The sequence below is a fragment of the Dietzia sp. MNB45 genome, from assembly GCF_051994785.1.
GTDB lineage: Bacteria > Actinomycetota > Actinomycetes > Mycobacteriales > Mycobacteriaceae > Dietzia > Dietzia kunjamensis.
Genome location: NZ_CP163397.1, coordinates 2,875,179 through 2,898,758, shown reverse-complemented (window position 1 = coordinate 2,898,758; position 23,580 = coordinate 2,875,179). Strand labels below are relative to the sequence as shown.

The 23,580-nt window shown below is 70.1% G+C and carries 25 protein-coding genes and 1 pseudogene; 15 read left to right on the top strand and 11 right to left on the bottom strand.

Translation table 11 applies throughout. The features are described from left to right. Window positions 1-103: 103 nt before the first annotated feature. Entirely contained in the window at window positions 104-880 is a 777-nt protein-coding gene (locus tag AB5G72_RS13965) for a hypothetical protein (protein WP_440220133.1), read from the bottom strand. Then, window positions 877-2,382 carry a lipopolysaccharide biosynthesis protein gene (locus AB5G72_RS13960; protein ID WP_440220132.1) on the bottom strand — a complete coding sequence of 502 codons (1,506 nt, stop codon included), beginning with the start codon at window positions 2,380-2,382 and terminating at the stop codon, window positions 877-879. The genes AB5G72_RS13965 and AB5G72_RS13960 overlap by 4 nt, the downstream gene beginning before the upstream one ends. A gap of 90 nt (window positions 2,383-2,472) precedes the next feature. Here AB5G72_RS13960 and AB5G72_RS13955 point away from each other — a divergent pair, with 90 nt between their 5' ends. After that, a complete protein-coding gene (locus tag AB5G72_RS13955) occupies window positions 2,473-3,615 on the top strand; it encodes a glycosyltransferase family 4 protein (protein ID WP_440220131.1) in 1,143 nt (380 codons plus the stop codon). A gap of 9 nt (window positions 3,616-3,624) precedes the next feature. Continuing rightward, window positions 3,625-4,596: an LCP family protein gene (locus AB5G72_RS13950; protein ID WP_096906884.1), complete on the top strand. Its 972-nt coding sequence runs from the start codon at window positions 3,625-3,627 to the stop codon at window positions 4,594-4,596. A 58-nt stretch (window positions 4,597-4,654) separates the two neighbouring features. On the opposite strand, the gene AB5G72_RS13945 is transcribed toward AB5G72_RS13950, so the two are convergent. The 4 genes from AB5G72_RS13945 to AB5G72_RS13930 all read right to left on the bottom strand — a co-directional run bounded on the left by AB5G72_RS13945 (window position 4,655) and on the right by AB5G72_RS13930 (window position 9,770). Continuing rightward, the gene (locus tag AB5G72_RS13945; RefSeq protein WP_096906885.1) at window positions 4,655-5,818 is read right to left on the bottom strand and encodes a GGDEF domain-containing protein; all 1,164 of its coding nucleotides are present in this window, start codon (window positions 5,816-5,818) and stop codon (window positions 4,655-4,657) included. Beyond that, window positions 5,815-7,173 carry an exopolysaccharide biosynthesis polyprenyl glycosylphosphotransferase gene (locus tag AB5G72_RS13940; RefSeq protein WP_254050619.1) on the bottom strand — a complete coding sequence of 453 codons (1,359 nt, stop codon included), beginning with the start codon at window positions 7,171-7,173 and terminating at the stop codon, window positions 5,815-5,817. Before AB5G72_RS13940 ends, AB5G72_RS13945 begins: the two co-directional genes overlap by 4 nt. Beyond that, window positions 7,170-8,297 carry an NAD-dependent epimerase/dehydratase family protein gene (locus AB5G72_RS13935; RefSeq protein ID WP_096906887.1) on the bottom strand — a complete coding sequence of 376 codons (1,128 nt, stop codon included), beginning with the start codon at window positions 8,295-8,297 and terminating at the stop codon, window positions 7,170-7,172. The genes AB5G72_RS13940 and AB5G72_RS13935 overlap by 4 nt, the downstream gene beginning before the upstream one ends. Before the next feature lie 159 nt (window positions 8,298-8,456). Then, the gene (locus tag AB5G72_RS13930; RefSeq protein ID WP_440220130.1) at window positions 8,457-9,770 is read right to left on the bottom strand and encodes an EAL domain-containing protein; all 1,314 of its coding nucleotides are present in this window, start codon (window positions 9,768-9,770) and stop codon (window positions 8,457-8,459) included. A 136-nt stretch (window positions 9,771-9,906) separates the two neighbouring features. On the opposite strand from AB5G72_RS13930, the gene AB5G72_RS13925 reads away from it, so the two are divergent. The 3 genes from AB5G72_RS13925 to AB5G72_RS13915 all read left to right on the top strand — a co-directional run bounded on the left by AB5G72_RS13925 (window position 9,907) and on the right by AB5G72_RS13915 (window position 12,552). After that, window positions 9,907-10,620: an alpha/beta fold hydrolase gene (locus AB5G72_RS13925; RefSeq protein WP_096907501.1), complete on the top strand. Its 714-nt coding sequence runs from the start codon at window positions 9,907-9,909 to the stop codon at window positions 10,618-10,620. A 48-nt stretch (window positions 10,621-10,668) separates the two neighbouring features. Continuing rightward, window positions 10,669-11,379: an SOUL family heme-binding protein gene (locus tag AB5G72_RS13920; protein WP_440220129.1), complete on the top strand. Its 711-nt coding sequence runs from the start codon at window positions 10,669-10,671 to the stop codon at window positions 11,377-11,379. A gap of 72 nt (window positions 11,380-11,451) precedes the next feature. Next, window positions 11,452-12,552 (top strand): type IV toxin-antitoxin system AbiEi family antitoxin, encoded by a 1,101-nt coding sequence (locus tag AB5G72_RS13915; RefSeq protein WP_440220128.1) that lies wholly within the window; start codon window positions 11,452-11,454, stop codon window positions 12,550-12,552. 493 nt (window positions 12,553-13,045) lie between these two features. On the opposite strand, the gene AB5G72_RS13910 is transcribed toward AB5G72_RS13915, so the two are convergent. Continuing rightward, window positions 13,046-13,237, bottom strand: a complete 192-nt coding sequence (locus AB5G72_RS13910) for a hypothetical protein (RefSeq protein ID WP_440220127.1) — start codon at window positions 13,235-13,237, stop codon at window positions 13,046-13,048. Between the two features lie 147 nt (window positions 13,238-13,384). Here AB5G72_RS13910 and AB5G72_RS13905 point away from each other — a divergent pair. Next, window positions 13,385-13,534, top strand: a pseudogene (locus AB5G72_RS13905) (helix-turn-helix domain-containing protein); the annotation flags it as partial. 51 nt (window positions 13,535-13,585) lie between these two features. On the opposite strand, the gene AB5G72_RS13900 reads toward AB5G72_RS13905, so the two are convergent. Then, window positions 13,586-14,200 (bottom strand): hypothetical protein, encoded by a 615-nt coding sequence (locus AB5G72_RS13900; RefSeq protein WP_440220126.1) that lies wholly within the window; start codon window positions 14,198-14,200, stop codon window positions 13,586-13,588. A gap of 69 nt (window positions 14,201-14,269) precedes the next feature. Between AB5G72_RS13900 and AB5G72_RS13895 the strand changes: the two genes are divergently transcribed. The 3 genes from AB5G72_RS13895 (at window position 14,270) to AB5G72_RS13885 (ending at window position 18,484) form a co-directional block, all read left to right on the top strand. After that, a complete protein-coding gene (locus AB5G72_RS13895; RefSeq protein WP_440220125.1) occupies window positions 14,270-15,409 on the top strand; it encodes a plasmid pRiA4b ORF-3 family protein in 1,140 nt (379 codons plus the stop codon). Between the two features lie 184 nt (window positions 15,410-15,593). Continuing rightward, entirely contained in the window at window positions 15,594-16,331 is a 738-nt protein-coding gene (locus AB5G72_RS13890; protein WP_440220124.1) for an ATP-binding cassette domain-containing protein, read from the top strand. Then, window positions 16,328-18,484 (top strand): YhgE/Pip family protein, encoded by a 2,157-nt coding sequence (locus tag AB5G72_RS13885; protein ID WP_440220123.1) that lies wholly within the window; start codon window positions 16,328-16,330, stop codon window positions 18,482-18,484. Before AB5G72_RS13890 ends, AB5G72_RS13885 begins: the two co-directional genes overlap by 4 nt. A 48-nt stretch (window positions 18,485-18,532) precedes the next feature. Here the strand turns inward: AB5G72_RS13885 and AB5G72_RS13880 are convergent, their stop codons facing one another. Next, window positions 18,533-19,408 carry a siderophore-interacting protein gene (locus AB5G72_RS13880; RefSeq protein ID WP_440220122.1) on the bottom strand — a complete coding sequence of 292 codons (876 nt, stop codon included), beginning with the start codon at window positions 19,406-19,408 and terminating at the stop codon, window positions 18,533-18,535. Next, the gene (locus tag AB5G72_RS13875; RefSeq protein WP_440221502.1) at window positions 19,401-20,099 is read right to left on the bottom strand and encodes an iron chelate uptake ABC transporter family permease subunit; all 699 of its coding nucleotides are present in this window, start codon (window positions 20,097-20,099) and stop codon (window positions 19,401-19,403) included. The genes AB5G72_RS13880 and AB5G72_RS13875 overlap by 8 nt, the downstream gene beginning before the upstream one ends. Window positions 20,100-20,161: 62 nt before the next feature. Here AB5G72_RS13875 and AB5G72_RS13870 point away from each other — a divergent pair, with 62 nt between their 5' ends. Genes AB5G72_RS13870 through AB5G72_RS13855 form a run of 4 tightly spaced genes read left to right on the top strand, consistent with a single transcriptional unit; the run spans window position 20,162 to window position 21,845 of the window. Further along, window positions 20,162-20,440: a hypothetical protein gene (locus AB5G72_RS13870; RefSeq protein WP_440220121.1), complete on the top strand. Its 279-nt coding sequence runs from the start codon at window positions 20,162-20,164 to the stop codon at window positions 20,438-20,440. Then, window positions 20,440-21,282: an ABC transporter ATP-binding protein gene (locus tag AB5G72_RS13865; RefSeq protein ID WP_440220120.1), complete on the top strand. Its 843-nt coding sequence runs from the start codon at window positions 20,440-20,442 to the stop codon at window positions 21,280-21,282. Before AB5G72_RS13870 ends, AB5G72_RS13865 begins: the two co-directional genes overlap by 1 nt. 42 nt (window positions 21,283-21,324) lie before the next feature. Continuing rightward, the gene (locus tag AB5G72_RS13860; protein ID WP_132064192.1) at window positions 21,325-21,558 is read left to right on the top strand and encodes a type II toxin-antitoxin system ParD family antitoxin; all 234 of its coding nucleotides are present in this window, start codon (window positions 21,325-21,327) and stop codon (window positions 21,556-21,558) included. Next, window positions 21,555-21,845 carry a type II toxin-antitoxin system RelE/ParE family toxin gene (locus tag AB5G72_RS13855; protein WP_206473135.1) on the top strand — a complete coding sequence of 97 codons (291 nt, stop codon included), beginning with the start codon at window positions 21,555-21,557 and terminating at the stop codon, window positions 21,843-21,845. The genes AB5G72_RS13860 and AB5G72_RS13855 overlap by 4 nt, the downstream gene beginning before the upstream one ends. Before the next feature lie 99 nt (window positions 21,846-21,944). On the opposite strand, the gene AB5G72_RS13850 is transcribed toward AB5G72_RS13855, so the two are convergent. After that, complete coding sequence (locus AB5G72_RS13850; protein WP_159148594.1) at window positions 21,945-22,562, bottom strand: response regulator transcription factor; 618 nt, start codon at window positions 22,560-22,562, stop codon at window positions 21,945-21,947. 127 nt (window positions 22,563-22,689) lie between these two features. On the opposite strand from AB5G72_RS13850, the gene AB5G72_RS13845 reads away from it, so the two are divergent. Continuing rightward, window positions 22,690-22,968, top strand: a complete 279-nt coding sequence (locus AB5G72_RS13845) for a WhiB family transcriptional regulator (RefSeq protein WP_440220119.1) — start codon at window positions 22,690-22,692, stop codon at window positions 22,966-22,968. A 225-nt stretch (window positions 22,969-23,193) separates the two neighbouring features. Further along, window positions 23,194-23,574 (top strand): cupin domain-containing protein, encoded by a 381-nt coding sequence (locus tag AB5G72_RS13840; RefSeq protein ID WP_440220118.1) that lies wholly within the window; start codon window positions 23,194-23,196, stop codon window positions 23,572-23,574. The last annotated feature ends 6 nt before the right edge of the window (window positions 23,575-23,580 follow it).

Here is a 23,580-nt window from a genome sequence, read left to right as displayed (position 1 = left end):
GAGCGGGTGGGCCCTGAGCGGGTGGGCACTGGGCGGGTGGGCTCTGAACGGGTGGGCAACGAGCGCGTCTGGCCCGTGTGCGTCGGGCGCGCGCCGGCCGCGGTCACGGCGGGCTCATCCAGGCGGCGGGGCCCTGCCCCGCGGAATGTCGCCCCTCAGCGGACTCCCGGGTCGAGGCGTGGGCCAGATCGTCGGCGGGCCGCCACTGGTCGGGTCCGCGGCCGACCTCGTCGTCGTCGCCCCCGGTCCCGGGCGTCCCACGGTCTGCTCCCGGGGCCCCGACACCCTCGTCCGCGGCGGGCCCGTCGCCGCGCCCGCGCCGCCCGATCGCGCTGATCACCAGCCCGATGCCGGCCCCCACCAGTGCTCCGGCGACGGTCGCCACGCCGACCAGCTGCGCCGGCGAGGCCCCGCGCGCGGTCTCCGCCGGACGGACGGCGGCCTCGCTGATGACGAAGGGCGCCAGGATCGTCGACGCCGCCGTGCTCGCCGACCCCAGCACCGTCGCCAGCGCGGCGTCGGAGGTGGCTGCCGAATCGGTCTCCACGGTGACCTCGACGAGCGTCGTGTCCACGAGCGCGCTCGCCGACAGCACGACCTCCGAGGGCGGCACGTCCAGCGCCCGGGCCGCCTCGAGAGCCCACTGGTCGCTGCCGTAGATGGTCGCCGCGGTGCGGACCACCTGCTCCTCGCTGAGGACCTGCCAGAAGTCGGCCGCGAGGTCGTCGGGCAGGCCCGCCGCGGGGACGACCGCGACGGTGGCGGTCGATTCGTACCGGGCGGGGGCGTCCGCCAACGCGGTCCCCGCCCCGGCGCCGGTGAGCGCACCCAGCACCGTGGTGGCGGCGACGATCCAGGCGCGGCGTGTCCGTGACGTCATTTCGGGCTCCCTGTGGGTACGGCGCGCGTGCGGCCGGTCGTGGTGGTGCGGGCCCGCGACAGCAGCGCGGCCCCGGAGGAGAACAGATCGGGGGCGGTCAGGCGCACGAGCAGCGGGTAGACCACGGCTCCGGTGCCGACGAGGACGGCCAGCTCGGCCGCGGGGTGCAGGGTGCCGGTGACGAGTGACAGCGCCCAGACGACGCCCGCCATGACCCCGGCCGCGGCCAGCGGACGCAGGATCGACGCCAGCAGCGGGCCCGCCGCCGTGCCGGTGACCCGGGTGACCACCCACAGTCGCACGGCCGAACTCACCAGCTCGATCGCGACCAGCACGGCGGCCACCGCGACCGCGCCGTGGCCCGCCGCCCACCACACCGGCACGGCCATCACCGCGAGCTTGCCGGCGTTGAGCGCGGTGAGGATCCCCGGCCGCCCGAGGGCCTTGAAGACGTCGCCGGAGTGGAACGAGGTGGCGTAGACGAGCGCGAACAGGCTGATCAGGGCCAGCATCGGCGCCGCGTCGGCATATCGCTCGCCGTACAGCGTCCGGATGAGCGGGTCGGCCACCACCGCCAGCCCCAGGGCCACCGGCGCGGTCAGGCCCACCACCCAGGCGACCACGACGCGGTAGTGCCGGGTCAGCTCCTCGGCATCGTCCTGCAACCGGGACAGGGCGCTGAAGAGCACGTCGCTGACCACGATGCACAGGTTGAGCACGATGAGTTCCGGCACGCGGTAGGCCAGGGTGTACATCCCCAGCGCCTCGTCCCCGGCGCGCGCGCCGATCGCGAGGTAGTCGACGTTGTAGATCCCGTACGCGAGGAGCGTCACCGCCGACACCGGCAGCCCGAACCGCAGGAGTTCTGCGAAGACGCCGCGGTCGAAGCCGAACCGCAACCCGGCGCCCCCGGCCCGCCAGTACAGGGCCGTGGTCACCGCGACCCCCAGGATCTGGGCGTAGACCAGGCTCCAGACGCCCTGACCGGCGACCGCCAGGGAGATCGCGGTGACGGTCTTGACCGCGGCCCCGGCCGCCTCGGGGACGAGCCGCGCCCGGAAGTCCAGGCGGCGCCGCAGCGCGGACTGGGGGACCACCCCGAGCGCCGAGATGACCAGGGCGACCGCGAGAGCCCGGACCGGCGACGCGAGATCAGGCCTGTCGGCCACCTCGGCGAGGACGGGCGCGGCCACCACCAGCACGGCGGCGGCCAGGACCCCGGTCACGGTGGTGACGAGCAGACCGGTGGGGGCGATGACGGACCAGGGGCGGCGGGACTGCACCACCGAGGCGCCGAAGCCGAGGTCCTTGACGTAGTCGAAGAGGTTGACCACCAGCAGGGCGAAGGCGAACAGGCCGAACTCGGCGGGCTCGAGCAGCCGGGCCAGGACGACCATCATGATGAGGGTCGAGGACTTGCTCAGGGAGAACACGGCGTAGTTCCACGCGGACTGCCGCCCGGTGTCCGGGGTGGCGGTGGCGGCGGTGGACGGCTGATCCATGGGGCCTCCGGGGGGAAGAAAGTCGTCCTCGCCGGGCTCCTCTCGTACTTCGCGGAGCGATACGGCCCGGAGGCGGTCCACTACGTCCACGTGGGCGCCGACGACGGCTCGTTTCCCCCGCCCGACTGGCCCACGGCCGCGAGCGCGGTCCCCGCCCCGCGGACGCACGAGGCCGTGCGGCAGGTCCTCACCCGCACGACCACCGGTCGCTCCAGCCTCCAGGAGTCGCTCCTGCGTTCACCGCGGACCGGGGAGGGGATCCGCCGGGCGCTGGACCGGGTGCGTCCCGACACGGTGGTCTACGACACCGTCCGGATGGCGCAATACGCCGGGCAGAGCGGCGCGGCCCTGCAGATCTGCTACCTCGACGACCTGTTCTCGGAGCGGTACGCCACCATGCTGCGGACCGCACGGCTGCACCCCGACATCGACATCGCGCCGCTGGGCAACTTCGCCGGGTTCGTCCCGGCCCCCCTGCGACCGATCGCCGCACACCGGCGCGGATGGCAGTCCCTGTTGACCGTGGAACGGCATCTGATCCGGCGCGGCGAGGACCGCGTCGCCCACGACGTCGACCGGGCACTGCTCATCAGCGAGCCCGAGGCGGAGGTCCTGCGTGCCCGGACCGGGCTGGGGGAGGACCGGATCATGTCGGTCCCACCCCTGCTGGCCGAGCCCACCCGGCGGACCCGCCGGCCGTCGGGGCGCCCCGAGTACGTCTTCCTCGGTCAGCTGTCCCTCCCGCACAACGACGACGGTTTACGCTACTTCCTCGCCACCGTGTGGCCCCTGGTGCTCGCAGCCGAGCCGAGGGCGCGACTGCGGATCATCGGACGATCACCGCGCCCGGGGCTGACGGAGGCGGTGGCGGCCCACGCCGACTCGGTCGTCCTCGAGGGCTACGTCCCCGACCTCGCCGAGGCGCTGGCCACGGCCACCGCCATGGTCAACCACCTCCGCTTCGGCTCCGGCATCAAACTCAAGGTGATCGAGGCCCTCGGCCACGACCTCCCCGTGGTGTCCACCGGGATCAGGGCGCACGGGATAGACCTCTCCGGGACCTCCGGGGTGCTGGTGGCCGACTCACCGGAGGAGTTCGCCACCCACCTGCTGGACCTGGCGGACCCCGCCGCAAACGCCGCCCACTCGCAGGCCGCCGCCGGCCACTTCGCCCGCGCGTACTCCCGCGACGCGGCGCTGGGACGCTACGACCGCGCATTCGCGGGAAAGTAGGGCCGCAGTATGTCCCGCCACGTAGTCGTCGTCGTCATCCGGTTCGTCGCAACCGCCGCCGTGCTGGCCGTCGCGGCCGTCGGGGGGTTCCTCCTGCTGCACGACGGGGTGGGCAGGGACGTCGCCCGCGTCTCCGCCTTCCCCGCCGAGGACACGCGCCCGCCGGCCACGCCCTCGGAGGACCTGACACTCCTCCTGCTCGGCCAGGACTGGTCGCCCGAGGCTGAGCAGCACGGCCGCAGCGACGCCATCCTGCTCGTCCGGATCCCCTGGCACCGATCCACCGTGACCATCGTCTCGATCCCGCGGGACTCCTGGGTGACCCTGCCCGGATATGGCGAGGCCAAGATCAACTCGGCGCTTCCCCTGGGAGGACCCCCGTTGGCGGTGGCCACCGTGGAAGACCTCACCGGGATCCGCGTCGACCACGTCGCGATGATCGACGGCGACGGATTCCGTGCGCTCACCGACGCGCTCGGCGGGGTGACGGTCGAGATCCCGGAGACCGTCCACGACAGCGCACGCGGGGTCACGTGGACCGCCGGCACCCACCGGCTCGACGGCGCCGCGGCACTCGACTACGTCGGCCAGCGGTACGGACTCGACGGCGGTGACCTGGACCGGGTGCGTCGCCACCAGAACGTGCTGCGGGCGATGGCCACCGAGCTGCTCGGCCTCGACGCGCTCGCAGATCCGCGGACCGTCCACCGGCTGGTCGGCGCGGCCACCGACTCGATCGTCGTGGACGAGGAGTGGAGTGCCGACGAGATGAGGGAACTCGCACGGTCCCTGCAGTACCTGGGACAGTCGGGCCTGACGTTCACCACGGTCCCGGTCGCCGGCCTCGACCAGGTGGGCGGGCAGAGCGTGGTCCGGCTGGACCGGGCGCGCGCCGCCGAACTGTGGACGGCGATCCGGGAGGACTGGGGCCCGGAATGGGTGGAGCAGTCCGGTGTCGCCCTCGCCCCGAGCGTGCCCTGACCGGTGCCACGCGGCTCCGCGAGCAGCCGCACCTACGCGGCTCCGCGAGCAGCCGCACCTACGCGGCCGTGCCGCGCCGGTGGCGCACGATCTCGCGACCCACGATGGTCGCCAGGCCGAAACCGTTCGGCGGATCCTGAGGAAACTCCGCGCTCTCGTCGGCGACACCGGGTCGCCACCGGATGAGCGTGGAGGTCTGCATCACCACGCGGTCGCGGCCGAGGGACTTGGCCCGGTACACGCAGCGGTCGGCGGTCCGGGTGAGCTGGTCCATGATCTCCGAGGCGTTCGGGGGGCCCGAGTCGCTCGTCTCGATCGGGCCGAGGACCGCGCCCACGCTCACCGTCACCTCGCCCTCGGCGGCGACGGCTCCCCGGATGCGTGAGGCCGCCGCACTGATCTCCGCGACGCTGTCGACCGGGAACATCACCACGAACTCCTCGCCCCCGATCCTGCTCACCAGGCTGCCGGCCGGGGCGGCGGTGGTGATGACGCGCACCGCGTTGACGAGCACGATGTCCCCGGCGGTATGCCCGAACGTGTCGTTGACTTCCTTGAAGTGGTCGATGTCGATCAGCAGGAAACCGACCGGCCGGCGGTGATCGGCGCAGTGACCGAACACGCGGGCGTGGCGTCGGATCAGTCCCCGCCGGTTCAGCGCTCTGGTCAGCGGGTCGATCTCGCCGACGAGCGCGACCCTCTCCATCGCGAACTCGAGGGAACTCCGCAGCACCACCACCATGAAGACCGGGATGCAGACGGTGAGGATCGATGCGCCCGCCGCGACGAGCCCGCCGATGACCGAGGTGGACGACACGGCGGAGAAGGCCGAGGCGAGCAGGATGGCCGTCAGGCTGAACCCGATGGTCGCCCGGATCGTCGAGGCCATCGCGGCGATGGCGGGGGCCGTGGCCAGCAGGGCGACGATCGCCCGTGAGGCCGCCGGATCCGTCACGATGGTCGCCGAGAACGCGATGCAGACCATCGCGCCCACCCCCACGACCGCGAACTGGCGATCCGTGAGGCGACCGACGCGGGCGGTGAACAGCAGCAGCGCGACCCCGATCACCCAGATGGCGATGAACGCCGGCATCATTCCCGGGCGGACGAACGTGGGACTGCCGAGGGCGAGCACCGGGAGGACCGCCCCGCACCCGCTGCTGACGAGGATCGCGGCCGACCTGGCGTCGAATCTCTCCCAGAAGCGGGCGGGCACGCTCATGAACCCGTGCCGGCAACTACCGCCCTGACGGTGAGCAGGAGGATCTTGATGTCGAGCCACACCGACCAGTTCTGGATGTAGAAGTTGTCGTACAGTGCCCGGTCGTCGATGCTCGTGTCGCCGCGCAGGCCGTGGACCGCGGACCACCCCGTCAGTCCCACCGTGGCCCGGTGTCGGTCCACGTAGGACGGGACACTGCGGGCGAACTGCTCGACGAAGTGCGGCCGTTCGGGTCTCGGGCCGACGAGCGACATGTCCCCGCGCACGACGTTCCACAGCTGGGGCAACTCGTCGATCGAGGAAGCCCGCAGGATCCGCCCCAGCGGACCGATCCGGTCCTCCGGATGCCAGTCGGTGTCCGACGCCCCGGGATCCACGGGCCGCATGGAGCGGAACTTGTAGAGCACGAACTCGCGTCCGCCGCGACCGACGCGCACCTGGCGGAACAGGATCGGCGCACCCCGGTCGGACAGCGCCACCGCCGCGGCGGTGAGGGCCAGCAGCGGCGACAACAGGACCAGCGCGCTCCCGGCGACCACCACGTCGAACACCCGCTTGGCCTGCCAGTACCACGTGCGATGGATGTGGCGCCGGACCCTGATCAGCGGAATGGTGTGGATCCGGTCCATGTCCGCGTTGAGGTGCACGAACTCGAACAACCGGGGCACCAGGAAGATCTCACAGTCCAGGGTGTCGCACTGCCGCAGTGGAGAGATGAGGGAGGAGTCCGGGCGGTGCTGGAACGCCACGATCACGGTCTCGACGTCCAGCTCCACCACCGCCTCGTGCAACGGGCGATCGAGGACGGGGACCGGGAGCCGGCCCGCGCCCAGCAGCGGGTCGCAGTCGATCACCGCCACGGGTTTCAGGCCCAACTCGGGGAACTCGTCCATGCTGTCGAGAAGCTCACCGGCGACCACACCGCCCCCGACGATGATCGTGCGTCGACGGGCGGCGGGATTGCGGCGCCGCCGGCGGCGCACGATCGCGTAATAGATCACGCGTGTGAGGACGAGGGCGCCGAAGATTGCCGCGATCATCACGAGCAGATCCCGGATGGAGTCGTGCCCGCCCCGGGCGAACTCCACGACCAGGGCTGCGACGATGGAAGCCGCGGCCAGACGTGGGGCGTCGTTGAGCGCCGACAGCGTGAGGAGGGAGCGATAGTTCCCGGAGAACTCCACCGCCAGCACCACGAGAATCGCGGCCACCACGGCACCTGCCGGGGAGTCGACGAGCGCGGAGATCACCGCGGTCTGGACGACCGCGTCGAGCCCGGCCAGGAAATGGTCGGACCGGTGCCGCGGCATCCGACGTCGGGTCTTCTGGCCTACAGCGACTTCCCGAACTGTCACGACGCGATGCTCTCGATGTGGTGTGCAGTGCCGAAGCCGAACAAGGCTGGTGGGGTGCCCTGCTGATGCGTCCTGGAGAAGGTGGCGAGGAACTCGTCCGTGGTCACACCCGCGGCCGCCTGCGCGTGCACGCCCGCGTCCATGCCGGCGGCGGTGTAGGCGCGCAGGAGCTCGGCGATTCCCTCGGCGAGCCCGCGACGGGCCTCGAAGCCGACAGCCCGCAGGATCTCCCCGGAGTCCACTCGGCGCGGCTCGCGCGCACTCCCGGAGTGGTGGGCGACTCCGATGGATGTTCCCGGCACGGCCTCGGCCACCATGCGGGCGAGTTCGGTCTTCGTCACCGAGTCCGGATGGCCGCCGACATTGAACGACGCTGCGCGCACGGTCTCCGCCGGCGCCTCCAGGCACCGCACGAAGGCGTCCGCGACGTCCCTCACGTGGATCGATGGCCCCAGGGTGGCGGTGGCTCCCGTCGGCACGACCCGGCCGTCGAAGGCCGCGGTGGCCACCATGCGGTTGACCGGCAGATCCGAGCGCAGCCGCGGGGAGACCCCGAACGCCGTAGCCAATCGGAGGGATGCCGGGCTGAAACCGCTGTCGGCTAGCGCCGCGATGTCCTCCTCGACCCGCAGCTTGGACGCCGCCCACGGGGTGGTCGGATGCAGGGGGCTGGACTCGGTCGCCGGGTCCCCGTCCCCGGGCGCGTACACCGCGCATGTCGAGGCGAAGAGGAATCGACTCACCCCCGCAGCCCTGGCCTCCCGCGCCAGGCGAACCGAGACGAGGTGGTCGGACTCGCCGACGGATCGTTGGAGGGTTCCGAGGCCACCCCCGTCCGGCGCGGCGGCGAGATGGACCACGGCGTCGAATCCCACGAGATCCTTTGCCGAGACCTCACGCAGATCCGCGCAGAGGGTGGGCGGATCGTGTGGGATCGGCCCCAGGACACGGGCGGCGTACACCCCTGTATCGAGCCCGGTGACCTCATGGCCGGCGGCCGAGATCTCGTCTGCCACCACGGTCCCCAGGTACCCCTGATTACCCGTGACCAGGACCCTCAAAGATCCCGTCCCCCTGGCGAACGTCGACTCGGTGCCGGGCCTGCTGATGACTGTCCTGTCCATAAGAGTGCTCCGCTACCTCAGTCGCCGGAGCGGGTCCCCTAGTGCCCGCCTCGACGCGTTCATGATAAGCGTAGCTTGATTAACGAGATGTGCAAGTTTTTAACTTCCCTAGAGCGTCCGGACCTCGGCGCTTCGCCGAAGGAATCCTTTTAGCTTTTATTAAGGAATACGGATCTGGGATGCGGGCGCCGGACGGCCGTAGAAGTATCCCTGCGCATGCGTGAAGCCCAGGTCTCGTAGGACGGGAATCTGGCCCTCGTCCTCCACGCCCTCGGCGACGGACGCTATCCCGAGCGTCTGGGAGATGTCGCAGACGGCGCCGATGATCTTGCGGATGGAGGGGTCCGAGACCGAGCGCACCAGGGAGCGGTCCACCTTGACCACGCTCACCGGGAGGTCGGCGAGGTAGCGCAGTGCCGCGAACCCCGTCCCCAGGTCATCGACGCAGATGACGCAGCCCATCTCCGCCAACCCCTCGATAGTCCGCATCGCCGGGGAGGCGACATCGATGAGGGCCTGCTCCGTGATCTCGATCCAGACGTCGGACGCGCTCAGCGACAACTCGTCCAGGGTTCGTCGTACGTACGGCAGGAGCCGCGAATCCGCGAGCTGTCGTGCGGAGTAGTTGACGGACATGAACAGCGGCGTGGTCACACTATGGGGACTCCACCGGGCGAGCTGCTCCAGCGCGGAACGCGTCCCTGCTCTACCGATCGGCAGGATGAGCGAGGTCTCCTCGGCGGCGGGGAGGAACGCCGGCGGGGTGAGTAGGTCATCGCCTCTCCGCCACCGGATCAAGGACTCGTAGCCGAGCACGCGGGCGTCGGCCAGGTCGACGATGGGCTGGTAGTGCATCTCGAAATCCGAGGAGGCAGCGCGCGCCATCGCAGTCCTCAGCTCTGAGGCGTTGGCGAGTTCCTCGAGCATGGACTGCGTGGCCGCGTGCAGATGCGACCCGGTCTCCATGGCGAGATGCGCGGCCGCGAACGCCGCCCGCATCAGGAGGTCCGGGTCGTCTGTACCCACCGACGCCGCAGTGGCGGAACCGACCTGTGACTGCACGAAGTGCTCCCGGTCGGCGAGGAGGAGCGGGTGGGAGAGGTGTTCCTTCAGCTCGGCGGTGAGGTCGTCCACGGAGTGGGTGCCCGCGTCGAACCGGATCACCACGGTGCGGTCGACGGGTCCGGGCTCGACGATGGCATGGCCCCCCAGGGCGGCGCGAATAGATGACTGTGCAGCGGTCGTGATCAGGGCCGAGGTGGCGAAACCGTGTGCTGCCAGGAAGCCGCCGGAGAGATCCAGTCCCACGACGATGACGCCTGCAGAACTCGGTCCCTGCGCCCGACCCGGAGCGCCTGCCTCGATCCTCTCCTCGGGGTCTGCGTCCGAGAGTCCGTTCGCCGGGCAGACATCATCGGCACGGGAGCCGGGCGCCCCGGCCTCCTGCGGCAGTCTCGACAGACGTAACACCATCGGAATGACCATACAGCCGAAACTGGCCGTTCGATCAGCTATTTTCCGTCCGACACGCAGCGCTGCCGGGCGTGGCGTACCCCGGGGTGAGGTCGATCGACTCGGTGCCGAGTGCCGGATGGGTAGCCTCGCGGCCATGACCGACTTCGTCCTCCTCCCCGGCCTCCACGGTGACGCACAGACGTGGGCGCCGGTCATGCGCGCGCTGCCGGACGGCGTCCACGCCACGCCGCTGGATCTTCCGGCCGTGGCCGACCTCGATGCACTCGTCGACGAGGTGGCGGGCCGGGTTGCGCCCGGCAGCGTCGTTGTGGGGCATTCGCTCGGCGGCGTGGTGGCGATGCATCTGGCCGAGCGGCACCCGTCGCTGCTGGCCGGGCTCGTCCTGGTCACCGCCCCGGTGGGTGCCGAAAATCCGGAGTCGGCGAAGGCGCGGGCGGACCGCGCCGCGGGACTGAGCCCGGAGGCGTACGAGGAGATTGCGCTCGACGGTATGGAGGCGGTGTACTACGGCGACCGCGGCCACGATCCGCAGGTCCGGGCCGAGCGGCTGCGCGCGGCGCGGGTGTACGGGCCGGAGCGGTTCGCTGCCCATTCGGTGGCGATCGGCGGCCGGCCGGATCGCGGCGAGTTTCCCGCGCAGGCTGGTGTCCCGGTGCTGATCGTGGGGGCGTCGGACGACCAGGTGGTGCCTACCGAGGAGCAGCGGCGGTGGGCTGAGGTGAATGGTGCCGGGGATGGTCGCGTCACCTACGTCGAGATCCCGGAGACCGGACACATGCTGCCGGTGGAGGCCCCGGACGAGCTGGCCGGCGCGATCGTCGACTGGCTCCGCGGACTCTCGGGCTGACCCGGCCGGTTCCGCGCCACCCGGCAGCCGCGGGCCCGGCGGGTGGAGGTGGGCCTCGTCGTCGTCATCGTCGTCGTCGCGATCTTCCACCCGCACCACGTCGCCCAGTGGCATGCCCGCCTGGCGGTCTCCGGTGACTGGACGCGCGGCGCCGCCACTGACCGCTCGCGCGCGTACCGTCGATTCATGACCGAGCAGCAGCCCTACGAGGTGCTCGAGCATCACCCGGAGTTCGAGCTGCGGCGGTACCCCTCCCACGCCGCGGCGGAGGTGTCCGTTCGCGGGTCCTTCGGCAGTGCCGGCAACCAGGCGTTCAGGGCTCTCTTCAGGTACATCACCGGTCACAATAAGTCCGCCGGGTCCATCGCCATGACGGCACCGGTCGTCCAGGAGGCCTCCGGCTCCGAGAAGGTCGCCATGACCGCGCCCGTGGTCCAGACCGAGGCCGACGGCGGCGAGCACGTGGTCGCCTTTGTCCTGCCCGCCTCGCTCACCGCCGCGACCGCGCCGGTGCCCGCCGATCCTCGGGTGCGGGTCAGGCAGGTGCCCGGCCGTGTTGCGGCAGCGGTGCGCTACTCCGGACGGTGGAGCGAGTTGGCCTATCGACGTCACCTGGCCGACCTCGAGGCCGCGATCGCCCGGGCCGGGCTGGTCGCCACCGGGCCGCCCAGGTACGCCAGATTCGACCCGCCCTTCACGCCGTGGTTTCTACGGCGCAACGAGGTGGTGCAGGACGTGGTGTGGCCCGAAGGCGGCTGACTCGCGTCGCGCTGGCGGTGTTCGGCAAATTGTCCGCTTCCGTTGGCTGCGGAACGGCGCTATTATCCGAACATGATAAACGGCAAGACGATAGATTCGAGACCCCCTTCGGAGGCGGAACTCGTCGATGCCGCGTCCCAGGCACTTCGCGAGAGACTCCCGCCGGAGTGGAAGATCGATACCAGGCAGGGCGCTACATCGTCGACATCTGGCGGCGCAGATTCTCTGATGATCGCCGAGGCTCCCGATGGTAGTGCCGCAACATTCTGTGTCACCGTCAAGAGCGCCGTCGTAGCTCGCGACATACCTGCGCTTCGGAAGAGGTGCGGCGACACTATGGCCCAGGTGCCGGACAGTGGGTGCCTGGTCTTGACTCGCTATCTCGCGCCCGCCGACCGTGCGCGGCTCGACGCGGCTGGCATTTCATATATCGATGCGACCGGCAATATGAGGGTTTCATCCCCCGTTCCCGCACTCTTCGTCTCGGATCGTGGTGCCGAAAGAGATCCCTGGCGGGGGCCAGGGCGCCCGAGGGGCACCCTCAAGGGAGAACCCGCAGCGAAGGTAGTCAGAGCGCTACTCGATCTTCCCGGGCCATGGCGTGTGCGGGAACTCGCCGACGTCGCCAATGCCTCGGTGGGGTCGGTATACCGTGTGATGCAGTTTCTCGAAGATCAGGAACTTGCGCAGCGGCTGCCTGACCGGCGATTCCTGGTGTCCGATTGGGCAGCTCTTCTGCGCAGATGGAGCGACGACTATCAGTTACTCCGGTCCAATGCCGTGTCCCATTGGATCGCTCCCCGGGGCCTGTCGGACCTTCTCGATGCGGTGCGCGAGGAAGAGGACGTCGACTACGCGCTGACCGGGTCCGTCGCAGCAGCAGCGTGGGCTGCCTACGCACCAGCCAGGTCGGCGATGGTGTACGTCCGAAACGTCGAACGTGCAGCGGCGAACTGGGGCTTGCGCGCGACCGAAGCGGGAGCGAACGTGCTGCTGATCGAACCCACTTACCCCGTCGTCATGGAACGCGCCATGACCGCGTTGGAAGGGCTCACGGTCGCCCGCCCGGCCCAGGTGGCTGTGGACCTCATGACCGGGCCGGGCCGGGCACCCGCAGAGGCGAACGAGTTGATCGAATGGATGAGGGCACATGAACAGTCCTGGAGGGGGTAGTGGCGATCTGCTCGTCAGTGCCCGGTCTGCGCTTCTGGACGCGGCCGAGGCGTTGTCCGAGCACCGGGAGTCTCTCGTCCTGATCGGGGCGCAAGCGGTCTACCTTCGAACCGGCGGTCTCCGGGTGGCACTCGCGGAGGCAACGAAAGACAGTGACGTCGCGCTCGACCCTCGCACGGTCGCAGACGAGCCGCTCATCGACGACGCCATGACGCGAGCGGGCTTCTACCGCTCCGATCAACCGGGATCCTGGCTCAATCGAGAAGGGATACCGGTTGACCTCATGGTCCCAGAAGAGCTTGCCGGTGGAGGCGGTCGCGGTGCGCGAGGTGCTCGGATACCGCCGCATTCGAAGCACGCAGCCCGCCGGGCACGAAGACTGGAGGCATGCTTAGTCGACAACGAACAAATGGATGTACCTGCGCTCGATCCGCGAGACAAGCGTCGGGCCCGCCTCCGGGTAGCTGGACCTGCAGCATTGCCGGTTGCCAAACTACATAAGATCGCCGAGCGTGTTGATGCCCCGCACCGACTGAACGACAAAGACGCGCACGACGCCTACCGGCTCCTCCAGGCGTTCGGTACACATGAGTTGGCCATAGTGTTCTCGCAGCTCCGAACCCATGAACTCAGCGCGGCCGCAACAGAAGACGCCCTCGGGTTCCTCGATGAATTGTTCGCTCATAGCCCGGAGGCTCTCGGATCGGCAATGGCGGGGCGCGCCGAGGAGGGGATTGGGGAACCTGAACAAGTCGCAGTTGCTGCATACTTCCTCGCTCGGGACCTGCTACTCGAATTGGGTGAGCGACCGACATCCGACCCGTAACTTTCGATAGCGGGTGGACCGGCAATTTCGCGACGCCTGCGCTGGGCACGTGAGCTCACGCAAGAAGACGTCGCGCACAAGCTGCACGTTGGGCAGAACCGGGTATCGGATATCGAACGTGGAGAACGTGATCGGGTGAAGCTCGATACGCTCCGGAGGCTCTCCGAGACGGGCCGCCCGTGGCGTTGGTTGACCTCCTCGTCGTCGTCATGGCTTCCGCGCCGACACGTGCTCGACCTCGACGGACACCGGCCGCCACGAGATCCCGGGGATCGAACGCAGGGGAGCGAACAAGTCGGCAGCGCGCTGCCACGCGACGGAAAGACTGCTCGCGATAAGGACGGCGTCGGCGGGGTGGGCTCGCGTGGCGACGCGACGCAGGAGCTGGACGTCGGTGAGCTTGACCGTGACCGTCCACGTGATCGTGCCCCGGTCGTAGGTCTCGGTGGTTACAGCGCTCTCAACATCGAGAACCCGGAACGCGCCCTCTTCGAGGAGTTCCTCCACACCGCCCGTAGGCCAGATCAGCCAGTTCAGTTGAGGCAGCGGCGGCAGGGTGGGATCGGGCCCCGCCTCCTCACTCGCCGGGTCCTCGATCACCGCACCGGAGAACGCATCGACCACCACCGTGTCCTCACGGTACTGAGCCAGTGCCGCCGTCACCGCCGCCGCATCGACGATGGCGACCTCCGCGGACACAGTGCAGGACCATGTCTCGCGGTTCCTGCCGGGACGGGGCCGCGCAGGCGAGGGTTGCGAGGTGGGCTCAGGCTCGGGCTTGAGCTCAGGTAGGTCGAACAGCCCGGGCTCGTCGGTGTCCATGGCGGCTGAGCCTACTTTCCCGAACGGGGGCGTCCCAGCACGCCACTCGCATCTCGTATCGTCGGTGAGGTGACGCCTTCGATAGATCGCCCCTACGGACCAGGCGACCTCACCGCAGACGAGTTGAAGCACGCGGTTCTCGACGCATTGGCGAGCGCGGGAGTCCCGCAGACCGAGTTGATGGCCTCATTGGCGGCCGGGGCTGCCTACCAGTCCCCGTGGGAGCGCCCGGCCGTCAACCGGCGGCACCCGAGGCGCGAGGCGCCGGTGATCTACCGCGTCAAGGTCGAGCTGCTGGACTCGTCCCCGCCCATCTGGCGGCGCCTGGACCTGCGCAGCGACCTGGAGTTGCCGCGCCTGCACCTGATCCTGCAGGAAGCCATGGGCTGGACGAACAGCCACTTGCACGAGTTCGTCCACGCATCCTCGCGCCGAGACCGCGACGCCGAGCGCTTCGCCTCCATGGACTACCCCGACGCCGGGGAGATGGGCGAGCTCGACGAGGCTGACGTACGGCTCGACGAGCTGGCGCACAGTGCGGGCGACAGATTTCTCTACCTGTACGACTTCGGTGACAGTTGGTGGCATCGCGTCACCGTGGAGAAGGTCCTGGAGCCCGACGACGACGACGGCGAGTCCCCGGATGCAACCGTGGTGGCCGGCCGCCGGGCATGCCCACCGGAGGACTGCGGAGGGATCTGGTCATACAACGAGTGGATAGCCGGGGACGCCGACCCGGACGGCTGGGACCCGCACACCCTCGAGTTCTGGGCGGGGTGGGACGCGGAAGCGTTCGACCTCGACGATGCGCAACAGCGCGTGGTAGAGATCGCTGACATGCCCGCCACCCTCCGGGAAGTCCAGCAGGATGAGGCGTCCAAGCTGCAGATCCTGCTGGAGCGGATCGGGGACGGCGTCAAGCTCACCTCGGCCGGGTACCTGCCGCCGGCGATGGTCGAGCAACTGATGATCGACACCGGCTGGGACCGCCAGTGGATCGGGAAGAACAACCGCGAGGACCTCACGTTCCCGATCTGGCAGCTGCGGGACTGGGCCCGGGCGCTGGGGCTGGTGCGCAAGTACAAGGGCGAGCTGCGGCCGACCCGCCGGGGCGCGGCGCTGATGAACGACCGCGAGGCTCTCGCCGACCTCATCGCCCGCAGCATCCCGCACGACCGGCTCTACGGCACACCGCTCGACTGGTTCTGAGGTACTGGAGGGTGACCCGCCCGTATGGGGGGCGTGGCCAGCTGCCATTCGGTGCAGTCGGCAACGACGTATAAAGTGGAGTCTAGTCCGCTTTGGAGATCGCCGCGTACGCAACGAAGCGCGCGGCCGCGGCCACCGGTCGCTCCCGCCAACAATGAAGACCTCACCCACCCGGGACGTCACCATGACCACTGCACGCGAGAACCCCGACAACGCTGAGCCCGCCGAAAGCGCTGAGCCACCTGAAGTCCCGGAACCAGCGGTGCTGGCTCGCGGCCTCGGGCTGGTGGGCGACCACGGCCGGGTCTTCGGCCCCCTGGATCTGGATATCGACCGCGGCGGAATCACCGTCCTGCGCGGCCACCCCGGCAACGGACGCACATGCCTCCTGCTCACCCTGGCCGGTCGAATGGCGCCCACCGAGGGACGGCTCGAGGTACTCGGTCACACCGGCAAACGCGAGATCTTCACCCGGTCGGCGATCGCCGGATTCTCGGGCATCGACGAGCTGGACCCGGCGGTCACGGTCCGCACGGTCGTGGCGGAGCAGCGCGCGTGGATGAGCCCGTGGTGGCGCCCGCGTGGCCGCACCGGCCCAGCCCAACTCGAGGAGCTCCTCGGCCCGGTGTACGGGGACCTCCGCCTGCCCGGGCTGCGCACCTACGTCGGCGACCTCACCGAACTGGATCGCCTGCTGCTGCGCATAGCGCTGGCCCGCTACGAGGGCACGCCGATACTGGTGGTGGACGACATCGAACAGGTCCGCGTCCCCGCGGAACGCGCACGAGCGCTGCAGCGCCTGGCCGAGATCGCCGACGCCGACCAGAGCACCGTCATCCTGTCCTCCGTGGATTCCCTGCCCGCGGGTTCGCCCGAGCACCACATGGTCACCGTCCCCGCCACCAAGGAAGGCCTTGCATGATCTCCGGACTGTCCATCGGCAGTGAGCTCAAACGCTTCGGCCGCGGACGGCTACCGCGCGTGGCGATAGTCGTGCTGGTGCTCATGCCCCTGCTCTACAGCGCCCTGTACCTCGCCGCCTTCTGGGACCCGTTCGGCCGGACCTCCCAGTTGCCGGTCGCGTTGGTCAACGACGACACCGGGACGCAGGTCGACGGCGAACCACTGCGCGCCGGCGACCAGGTGGTGGACGAACTCCTGCAGAACGACCAGCTCGACTGGCGGTTGGTCGACGCCGCCGAGGCCGAAGCCGGGCTGTCCGATCACGAGTACAACTTCGTGGTTCGGCTGACCCCGGAGTTCAGCGAATCCGTCGCCTCACCCACCGGGGACGACCCGCGGCAGGCCGCGATCACCGTCACCTACGACCAATCCGGTAACTACCTGTCCAGCCTCATCGGGCGCAGCGCCACAGCCGAACTGCACAACGCGGTGGGCTCGGCCATCTCAGCGCAGGCCGTCGACAAAGTCCTCGTGGGTGTTCAGGATGCCGGCGCCGGGCTGCGCGAGGCCGCCGACGGTGCCGCGCAGCTCGACGACGGCGCGGGCACACTCGACGACGGCATCACCGAGCTGAGCGAAAAGTCCGCCGAACTCGACGCCGGCGCCCGCACCCTCGACCAGGGCGCCGCCAGGCTCGCGGACGGCAACCACCAGCTGGCCACCAAGATCCACGAGGCCCGCTCCGGGGTCGACCAGTTGGCCGGCGGGATCGGCACTGCCGCCGACGGCGCGACGCAGCTCAACGAGGGCGTCCAGCGCCTCGACGGCGGAGTGCAGCGGCTCGGGAACGGGGCCGCGCAGGTCAGCGGCGGAGTCGACCAGCTCGCCGGTGTCCTGGATCAGCTCTCGCAGGCACCGAACGCCGCGATCGCCCCGCTGCGGCAGGCCGCCGCGCAGATGAGGCAGGTCGAGGCCACCACCGGCCTGGCCACCGGTCAGGGGTCCGCGGGATCGGGGAGCTCCGCCGGATCGGCCGGGGTACCGGTCTCCGTGCAGTTGGAGACGCTGGCCGACCAACTCGAATCGCAGGGCCTCGGCGCCGGCTCCTCGCAGCTGTCGGACCTGCACCGGCTGCGCGACGGCGCCCGCGAGTTGTCGTCGGCACTCAACGATCCCTCGGGCGAGTTCCTCACCGGGATCAACGCCCTGGGCGCCGGCGCGGCGCAGCTCGACAACGGGTTGCAGCGACTCGGCACGGGCGCCACCACACTGGTCGACGGCGTGCGCCAGCTCGACGAGGGCGCCGCGCGCTTGGACGAGGGCGCGGCCACCCTGGCCGAGGGCACCGGCGACCTCACAGACGGCACCGGCCGCCTGGTGGAGGGCACGAACCGGCTCGCCGACGGCTCGCACACCCTCAAAGACGGCACCGGCCGGTTGTCGAGCGAACTGGCCGCCGGCGCCGACCGGGTGCCGGAGTGGAGTGACCAGCACCGCGAGGACATGTCGCGCACGATCGGCGACCCGATCACGCTCACGTCGATGTACGACAACCCGGCGGAGACGTTCGGCTACGGGTTCGCCCCGTTCTTCGTACCGCTGGCACTGTTCGTGGGCGGCATCATGATCTGGCTGCTGCTCACGCCACTCCAGCCGCGCGCCGTGGCCACCCGGCTGCACCCGCTGCGGGTCGTGATGGCCTCGCTGCAGCCGGCGCTGCTGTTGGCGCTCGGGCAGGCGGTGGTGATCCTGCTGGTGCTGCGCTTCGGCCTGGGCATGATGCCGGTTCACCCGATGGGCGCACTGGCCATCATGGCGCTGTCGGCGGTGGCGTTCATCTCACTCATCCAGATGCTCAACGTGGTGTTCGGCCCGTCGGTCGGCAGAGTGCTGTCCATGGCACTGCTGATGCTGCAGCTGACCTCAGCGGACGGCATCTATCCGACCGAGGTGGAGCCCGCGTTCTTCCGCTGGATCCACCCGTTCAACCCCATGACCTACACCGTGCAGGGGCTACGGCAGACCATCATGGGTGGGAGCCCCTCGCAGATGTGGATTCCGGTGTTGGTGCTGACGTTGGTGACGGTGGGCGCGATCGGCATCAGTACGTGGGCGGCGCACCGCAATCGAGTGTGGACCCTGGAGCGGTTGCACCCGCCGGTGGCCGTGTAGCGCGGAGTTACTCCTCCGTCGTGATGAACTGGGCGAGCGACTCGGGGCCTATAGCGGCCCGCCGAGGCGCCAGTAGCCGGTGAACTGGACGCGGTCGGGCTCCTGGCCGCGGGCGAGGAGATGCCGGCGGACGGCCGTGACCATCCCGGACTCGCCGGCCACCCACGCGAACCCGGCGGGGAGCTCGACCGCGGCCATCGCGTTGATGAGCTCATCCGCCGAGCCGGGCGCCGCCGCCACCACCCGGACCCGGACGCGGTCGGCGTCGGCGGGGGAGACCGCGGGCAGAACCGTGCGGGGGAGGGCGGACGGGTCGGGCACCGCGGCCAGCGCGTCGAGCGCCAACGTCGGCGGTCGCTCCTCGATCAGCCGCGCCAGCGCGGGCAGGGCGGTGGCGTCCCCGACGGCGAGCATGCGGTCCACCGCGGGGAGCGCGCGGCTCACGCGCGGGCCGACGATCGTCAGCGCGTCACCCGGCCGGACCGTCTCGAGCCAGCGCACGCCCGCGCCCGAGGCGTGGCGGACCAGGTCCACGGCGAGGGCGCCGTCTCGCAAGGACCGCACGGTGTACTCCCGCACCAGCGCGGCGCTGCCCGGTGGGTGGCCCAGCCCGCCACCCGGCGCGGGAACGGGGAGGGTGACCTCGCCCGTCACGGGATCGGGCAGGCAGAAGACCACGACGTCGTCGAAGGACGGGCTGCGCACGGCGGGCACGAGGCCGGTGTCGCCGGCCGCGGCGGAGGCGGTGGCGCATGCGGAGCTGGCGGCGGCGAACTCCCCGAGCTCGTCGCCCTCGAGCGTCACGCGCACCAGCTCGGGAGCGAGGGGTTCGACGGCGCGTACTCGGACCCGGCGCAGTGCAGTCGGCTGCCGGCTCTCCGCCCGGTGGGGGTTGCGCGGGCGCCGGACCGCCTGCTCAGGCACGACGCCCCTCCTGCCACAGCAGGCCCAGGAAGAACAGCCCGCCGAGCACCACCGTCACCACACCCACCGGGAGCGGCAGGGCGAATGCGCGCTGGGCCACCAGGTCCGAGGCCAGGAGCAGCACCCCGCCCAGCAGCGCCGCCGGCAGGACGCGATCACTGCGGGTGAGCAGCCGCGACAGGTGCGGAGCCACCAGCGCCACGAACGAGATCGGCCCGGCCGTCGCCACCGCCGCCCCGGCCAGGACGGTGGCCGCCGCCACCAGGACCAACCGCGTGCTCCGCAGTCGCACGCCCAGGGCCACCGCGACGTCGTCGCCCAGCGCGAGCGCGCGCATGGCCCGGGACCGACTCGCGATGACCACCGACGCCACAAGCAGCACCCACGCCAGCGGCCAGAGCTCGGACCAGCCGCGACCCTGCAGCGAGCCGGTGAGCCAGATCTGGGCGGTGACCGCGCTCGCCACGAAGCCGCGGGAGAGCAGGTGCGCCACGTACGCCATCGCCAGGGCGCCCAGGGCCACGCCGAGCAGGACCAGGCGGGCGCCGCTGAGCCCGCGCCACCACGTCAGGGCCAGGATGAACCCGGTGGTGAGCGCCGCGCCCGCGAGTGCGCCCGTGGCGACCTGCGCCATTCCGCCGCCCAGCACGAGGATCACCGTCGCGCCGCCCGCCGACGCGCCCTGGGTGATGCCGATGATGTCCGGGCTGGCCAGCGGAACCCGAGACGTTCTCCGGCTCGATCCTGTCCCAGATGGGCTTCGACCTGGGCGAGCGCGAGTGGAACGAGTACTCCATGGCCGAGCTCTCCCCGGAGCTGTACGAGCAGATCACCGGCGACATCGTGTTCTTCACCAACCCCGGCGGCGACCCGTCGGCGACGACCATGGCGACCGTGACCGGGCTCTGGGGCGACCTGCCCGCCGTGAAGTCCGGCCAGACCTACGAGGTCGAGGACGAGACCTGGATGGTCGGCATCGGCGTCCTGGGCGCCGGCGAGATCCTCGACGACGTCCAGGAGATCCTGGGCTGATGCGCCGCACCTCCCTCGACCGTGATGCCCGCGCCGGCGCCCAGTTCGAGCGCGGGCGCGGGTTCACGGTGGAGGGGGCGCGGCTCGCCTACGAACGGCGGGTCGTGGCCACCGACCTCGACCTGGAACTGCCCGAGGACGCGTTCACGGTGATCGTCGGCCCCAACGCCTGCGGCAAGTCCACGCTGCTCAAGGCGCTGGCGCGCGTGATCGCCCCCGGCGAGGGGCGGATCCTGCTGGACGGCCACGACCTGCACAAGCTGCGGACCAAGGCGGTCGCCCGCCGGATCGGGCTCCTGCCGCAGGGCGCCGTCACTCCGGAGGGGATCCGGGTCGACGACCTGGTGGCGCGTGGCCGGCACCCGCACCACAGCTCACTACGCCAGTGGAGCCGCGCCGACGACACCGCCGTGACCGCCGCGATGGCCTCCACCGGGGTGTCCGATCTGGCGACCCGGTTCGTCGACGAACTCTCCGGCGGCCAGCGGCAACGCGTGTGGGTCGCCATGCTGCTGGCCCAGGAGACACCGATCCTCCTGCTGGACGAGCCCACCACGTACCTCGACATCGCGCACCAGTACGACGTGCTGGACCTGCTCCGAGACCAGCACGAGGCCGGGCGCGCGGTGATCGCCGTGCTCCACGATCTCAACCAGGCCGCCCGCTACGCGACGCACCTGGTCGTGATGAAGGACGGGCGGGTGGTGGCCACCGGCGCCCCGGCCGAGGTCCTCACCGCAGATCTTGTGGAGGAGGTCTTCGGACTCCCGTGCCTGATCACGGCCGACCCGGTGACGGGCACGCCCACCGTGGTCCCGCTCGATCGGCGTGGCCGGAGCTGAATCCGGAGCCGCGGTGTTACCAATTCTTGGTATCGTTGCCGCATGGGTCAGAACACCTCCATCAGCTTGGACCAACACTTCATCGACTTCCTCGCTCGCGAGGTCGATTCCGGGCGCTACCGTTCAGCCAGCGAGGTCGTCCGAGCAGGGCTCCGGCTCCTCGAGGACCACGAAACCCAGCTCGCCGCGCTGCGCCGCGCGCTCATTGCCGGCGAGGAGAGCGGTGCACCGGAGGAATTCGACTTCGACGCGTTCATCGCGACCAAGCGGGCATGAAGAGCTATCGGCTCACCCCCGCAGCCCAGAGCGACTTGTCCGAGATCTGGGATTTCACCCGGGAACGCTGGGATATCCAGCAAGCCGAGACGTACATATCGGAGATACGAGCGGCAATCGAACGCGTCGCCGAGGAGCCGGCGCGTGGACGCGACTGCGACGAGATCCGCCCCGGGTACCGTCGCTACGCGATCGGCAGCCACGTCGTGTTCTATGTGGAGACGGAAGGCACTGTGGATGTCATCCGGCTCCTCCACCAGCGAATGGATCCGTCCCGTCACGTGTGAGATAGACGGCTCCGGCGCCCGACCCGGCATCTGCGTCGGTGGGGCGGGCAGGTGACCTTGTCGTCGTCGTCGTTCTTGTCGTCGTCCTCGCCCCCAGTCTTACCGGTCCGGCTTGAGGCCGTTCTCGATGCCCCACGCGACCGCCTGAGCCCGGGTGGTCACGTCCATCTTGCGGTAGGCCGAACGCACGTAGGTCTTGACCGTGTTGAGCGAGAGGTAGCACTGCTCGGCGATCTGATCATTGGACAGCCCCTGCACGATCAGGCTGACCACCTCGGCCTCACGGTGTGAGAGGCCGGCCTCCTTGGCAGGCCACTTGTCGGGACCCATGATCGGCAGGCCCGTTCCCGTCAGGGTGACGCGGTTCCCGGCGGCGATCTGCTCGATGCCGCTCACCAGCTCAGGAGCGGTCAGGGACTTGGACAGGAACCCGTGGGCGCCCGCGTCGAGGCTGTCTCGGACCGCGGCCGGGTCCGATGTGAACGAGTAGACGGCGACCGCCCCGATGGTCGGATCCTGCAGGAGGTTCTCGAGGCGGTCGTCCTTGCCCAGGGATGAGGCGAAGGAGTCGTACAGGGCCACGTCCACCGTGGCCGATCCGCTGGAGACCATCTCCTTCTCCACCATCTCGATCCGGTCGGAGTAGGGGGCCAGGAAGGCGTTCACCCCAGCGACGACGACGAGGTAGTCATTGACCACTGTGACCCTGATCGGCATGGGCAGAGCCTAGCAACGGACGACAACCGGCCGCGCCAGCGATTACACCCCTAAGGGTGAGGCGCGCCCGGGTGGTCCCGGGAGACACTTCGTCGTTGATCTTCCGCCTTCCGCGACAGGAGTACGAGTGCCACGGTTCAGGAATCTGAAACCCACATCGGAGTACTGGGCTTGGAGGGACGACGGAGCGTGCATCGGGGACCCCGACCTCTTCTACAGCGCCGAGGACGAGCCCAAGGGTGTGCGCCGTCGCAAGGAGGACGCAGCCAAGGCGATCTGCGCCACCTGCCCGGTGCTCAAGACCTGCCGGCAGTTCGCGATCGAGGCGGGCGAGCTCTACGGCGTCTGGGGCGGGATGAGTGAACTCGACCGGCACAAGCTGGCGGGGCGGCAGCGGACTGGGTAGGTCTCGGGGGCGCTCGGCGGTCCCCGGCCGCTTTCGTGATTGTTCCTTCACTCTGAGTCCGACCTGCGTTAGCGTGGAGCCGAGCCTGTGAGTCGAGACCGTCCGAGCGGACGCGGGGGAGTGACCATGACGCGCCCATCGATCCGAGGCGGCGTCGCACTCGCCGTCGCAGTACCCGTGCTGGCGACGGCCGCGTGCAGCCCGCAATCGACCGAGCCTCCTGTAGTGGAGCGGGATACCATCCGCGCCCTGGACATCGTCGAAGGCAAGCAGGACGAACCCATCGAGCTGGCTGTGGACGGCGGCGCCGACGGGGTGACGGTGACGCACCGCAGTATCACCCTCGCGCCCGGGGTCGGCACCGGCCCGCATTGCCACCACGGGCAACTCGTCGTGGTGGTGGAGCAGGGCGAGCTCACCCACTACGCCGACGCCCACCCCGGCGGCGTCCGCGTCTACCGCGCCGGCGATTCGGTCGTCGAAGACTCTCGGTACGTGCACGAGACCGTCAATGAGGGGTCAGAGGACCTGGTAGTGATGGTCACGCACTTCACCCCGGAGGGAATGTCGACGGAGGAGACGGATCTCGCGAAATGTGAGCAGTAGGCAGCC

Excerpts from the sequence above, each read along its gene's own strand:
- AB5G72_RS13965 (WP_440220133.1), bottom strand. The coding sequence starts at position 880 with ATGACGTCACGGACACGCCGCGCCTGGATCGTCGCCGCCACCACGGTG.
- AB5G72_RS13960 (WP_440220132.1), bottom strand. The coding sequence starts at position 2,382 with ATGGATCAGCCGTCCACCGCCGCCACCGCCACCCCGGACACCGGGCGG.
- AB5G72_RS13950 (WP_096906884.1), top strand. The coding sequence starts at position 3,625 with ATGTCCCGCCACGTAGTCGTCGTCGTCATCCGGTTCGTCGCAACCGCC.
- AB5G72_RS13945 (WP_096906885.1), bottom strand. The coding sequence starts at position 5,818 with ATGAGCGTGCCCGCCCGCTTCTGGGAGAGATTCGACGCCAGGTCGGCC.
- AB5G72_RS13935 (WP_096906887.1), bottom strand. The coding sequence starts at position 8,297 with ATGGACAGGACAGTCATCAGCAGGCCCGGCACCGAGTCGACGTTCGCC.
- AB5G72_RS13930 (WP_440220130.1), bottom strand. The coding sequence starts at position 9,770 with ATGGTGTTACGTCTGTCGAGACTGCCGCAGGAGGCCGGGGCGCCCGGC.
- AB5G72_RS13925 (WP_096907501.1), top strand. The coding sequence starts at position 9,907 with ATGACCGACTTCGTCCTCCTCCCCGGCCTCCACGGTGACGCACAGACG.
- AB5G72_RS13915 (WP_440220128.1), top strand. The coding sequence starts at position 11,452 with ATGATAAACGGCAAGACGATAGATTCGAGACCCCCTTCGGAGGCGGAA.
- AB5G72_RS13910 (WP_440220127.1), bottom strand. The coding sequence starts at position 13,237 with ATGAGCGAACAATTCATCGAGGAACCCGAGGGCGTCTTCTGTTGCGGC.
- AB5G72_RS13900 (WP_440220126.1), bottom strand. The coding sequence starts at position 14,200 with ATGGACACCGACGAGCCCGGGCTGTTCGACCTACCTGAGCTCAAGCCC.
- AB5G72_RS13890 (WP_440220124.1), top strand. The coding sequence starts at position 15,594 with ATGACCACTGCACGCGAGAACCCCGACAACGCTGAGCCCGCCGAAAGC.
- AB5G72_RS13885 (WP_440220123.1), top strand. The coding sequence starts at position 16,328 with ATGATCTCCGGACTGTCCATCGGCAGTGAGCTCAAACGCTTCGGCCGC.
- AB5G72_RS13870 (WP_440220121.1), top strand. The coding sequence starts at position 20,162 with ATGGGCTTCGACCTGGGCGAGCGCGAGTGGAACGAGTACTCCATGGCC.
- AB5G72_RS13865 (WP_440220120.1), top strand. The coding sequence starts at position 20,440 with ATGCGCCGCACCTCCCTCGACCGTGATGCCCGCGCCGGCGCCCAGTTC.
- AB5G72_RS13860 (WP_132064192.1), top strand. The coding sequence starts at position 21,325 with ATGGGTCAGAACACCTCCATCAGCTTGGACCAACACTTCATCGACTTC.
- AB5G72_RS13855 (WP_206473135.1), top strand. The coding sequence starts at position 21,555 with ATGAAGAGCTATCGGCTCACCCCCGCAGCCCAGAGCGACTTGTCCGAG.
- AB5G72_RS13850 (WP_159148594.1), bottom strand. The coding sequence starts at position 22,562 with ATGCCGATCAGGGTCACAGTGGTCAATGACTACCTCGTCGTCGTCGCT.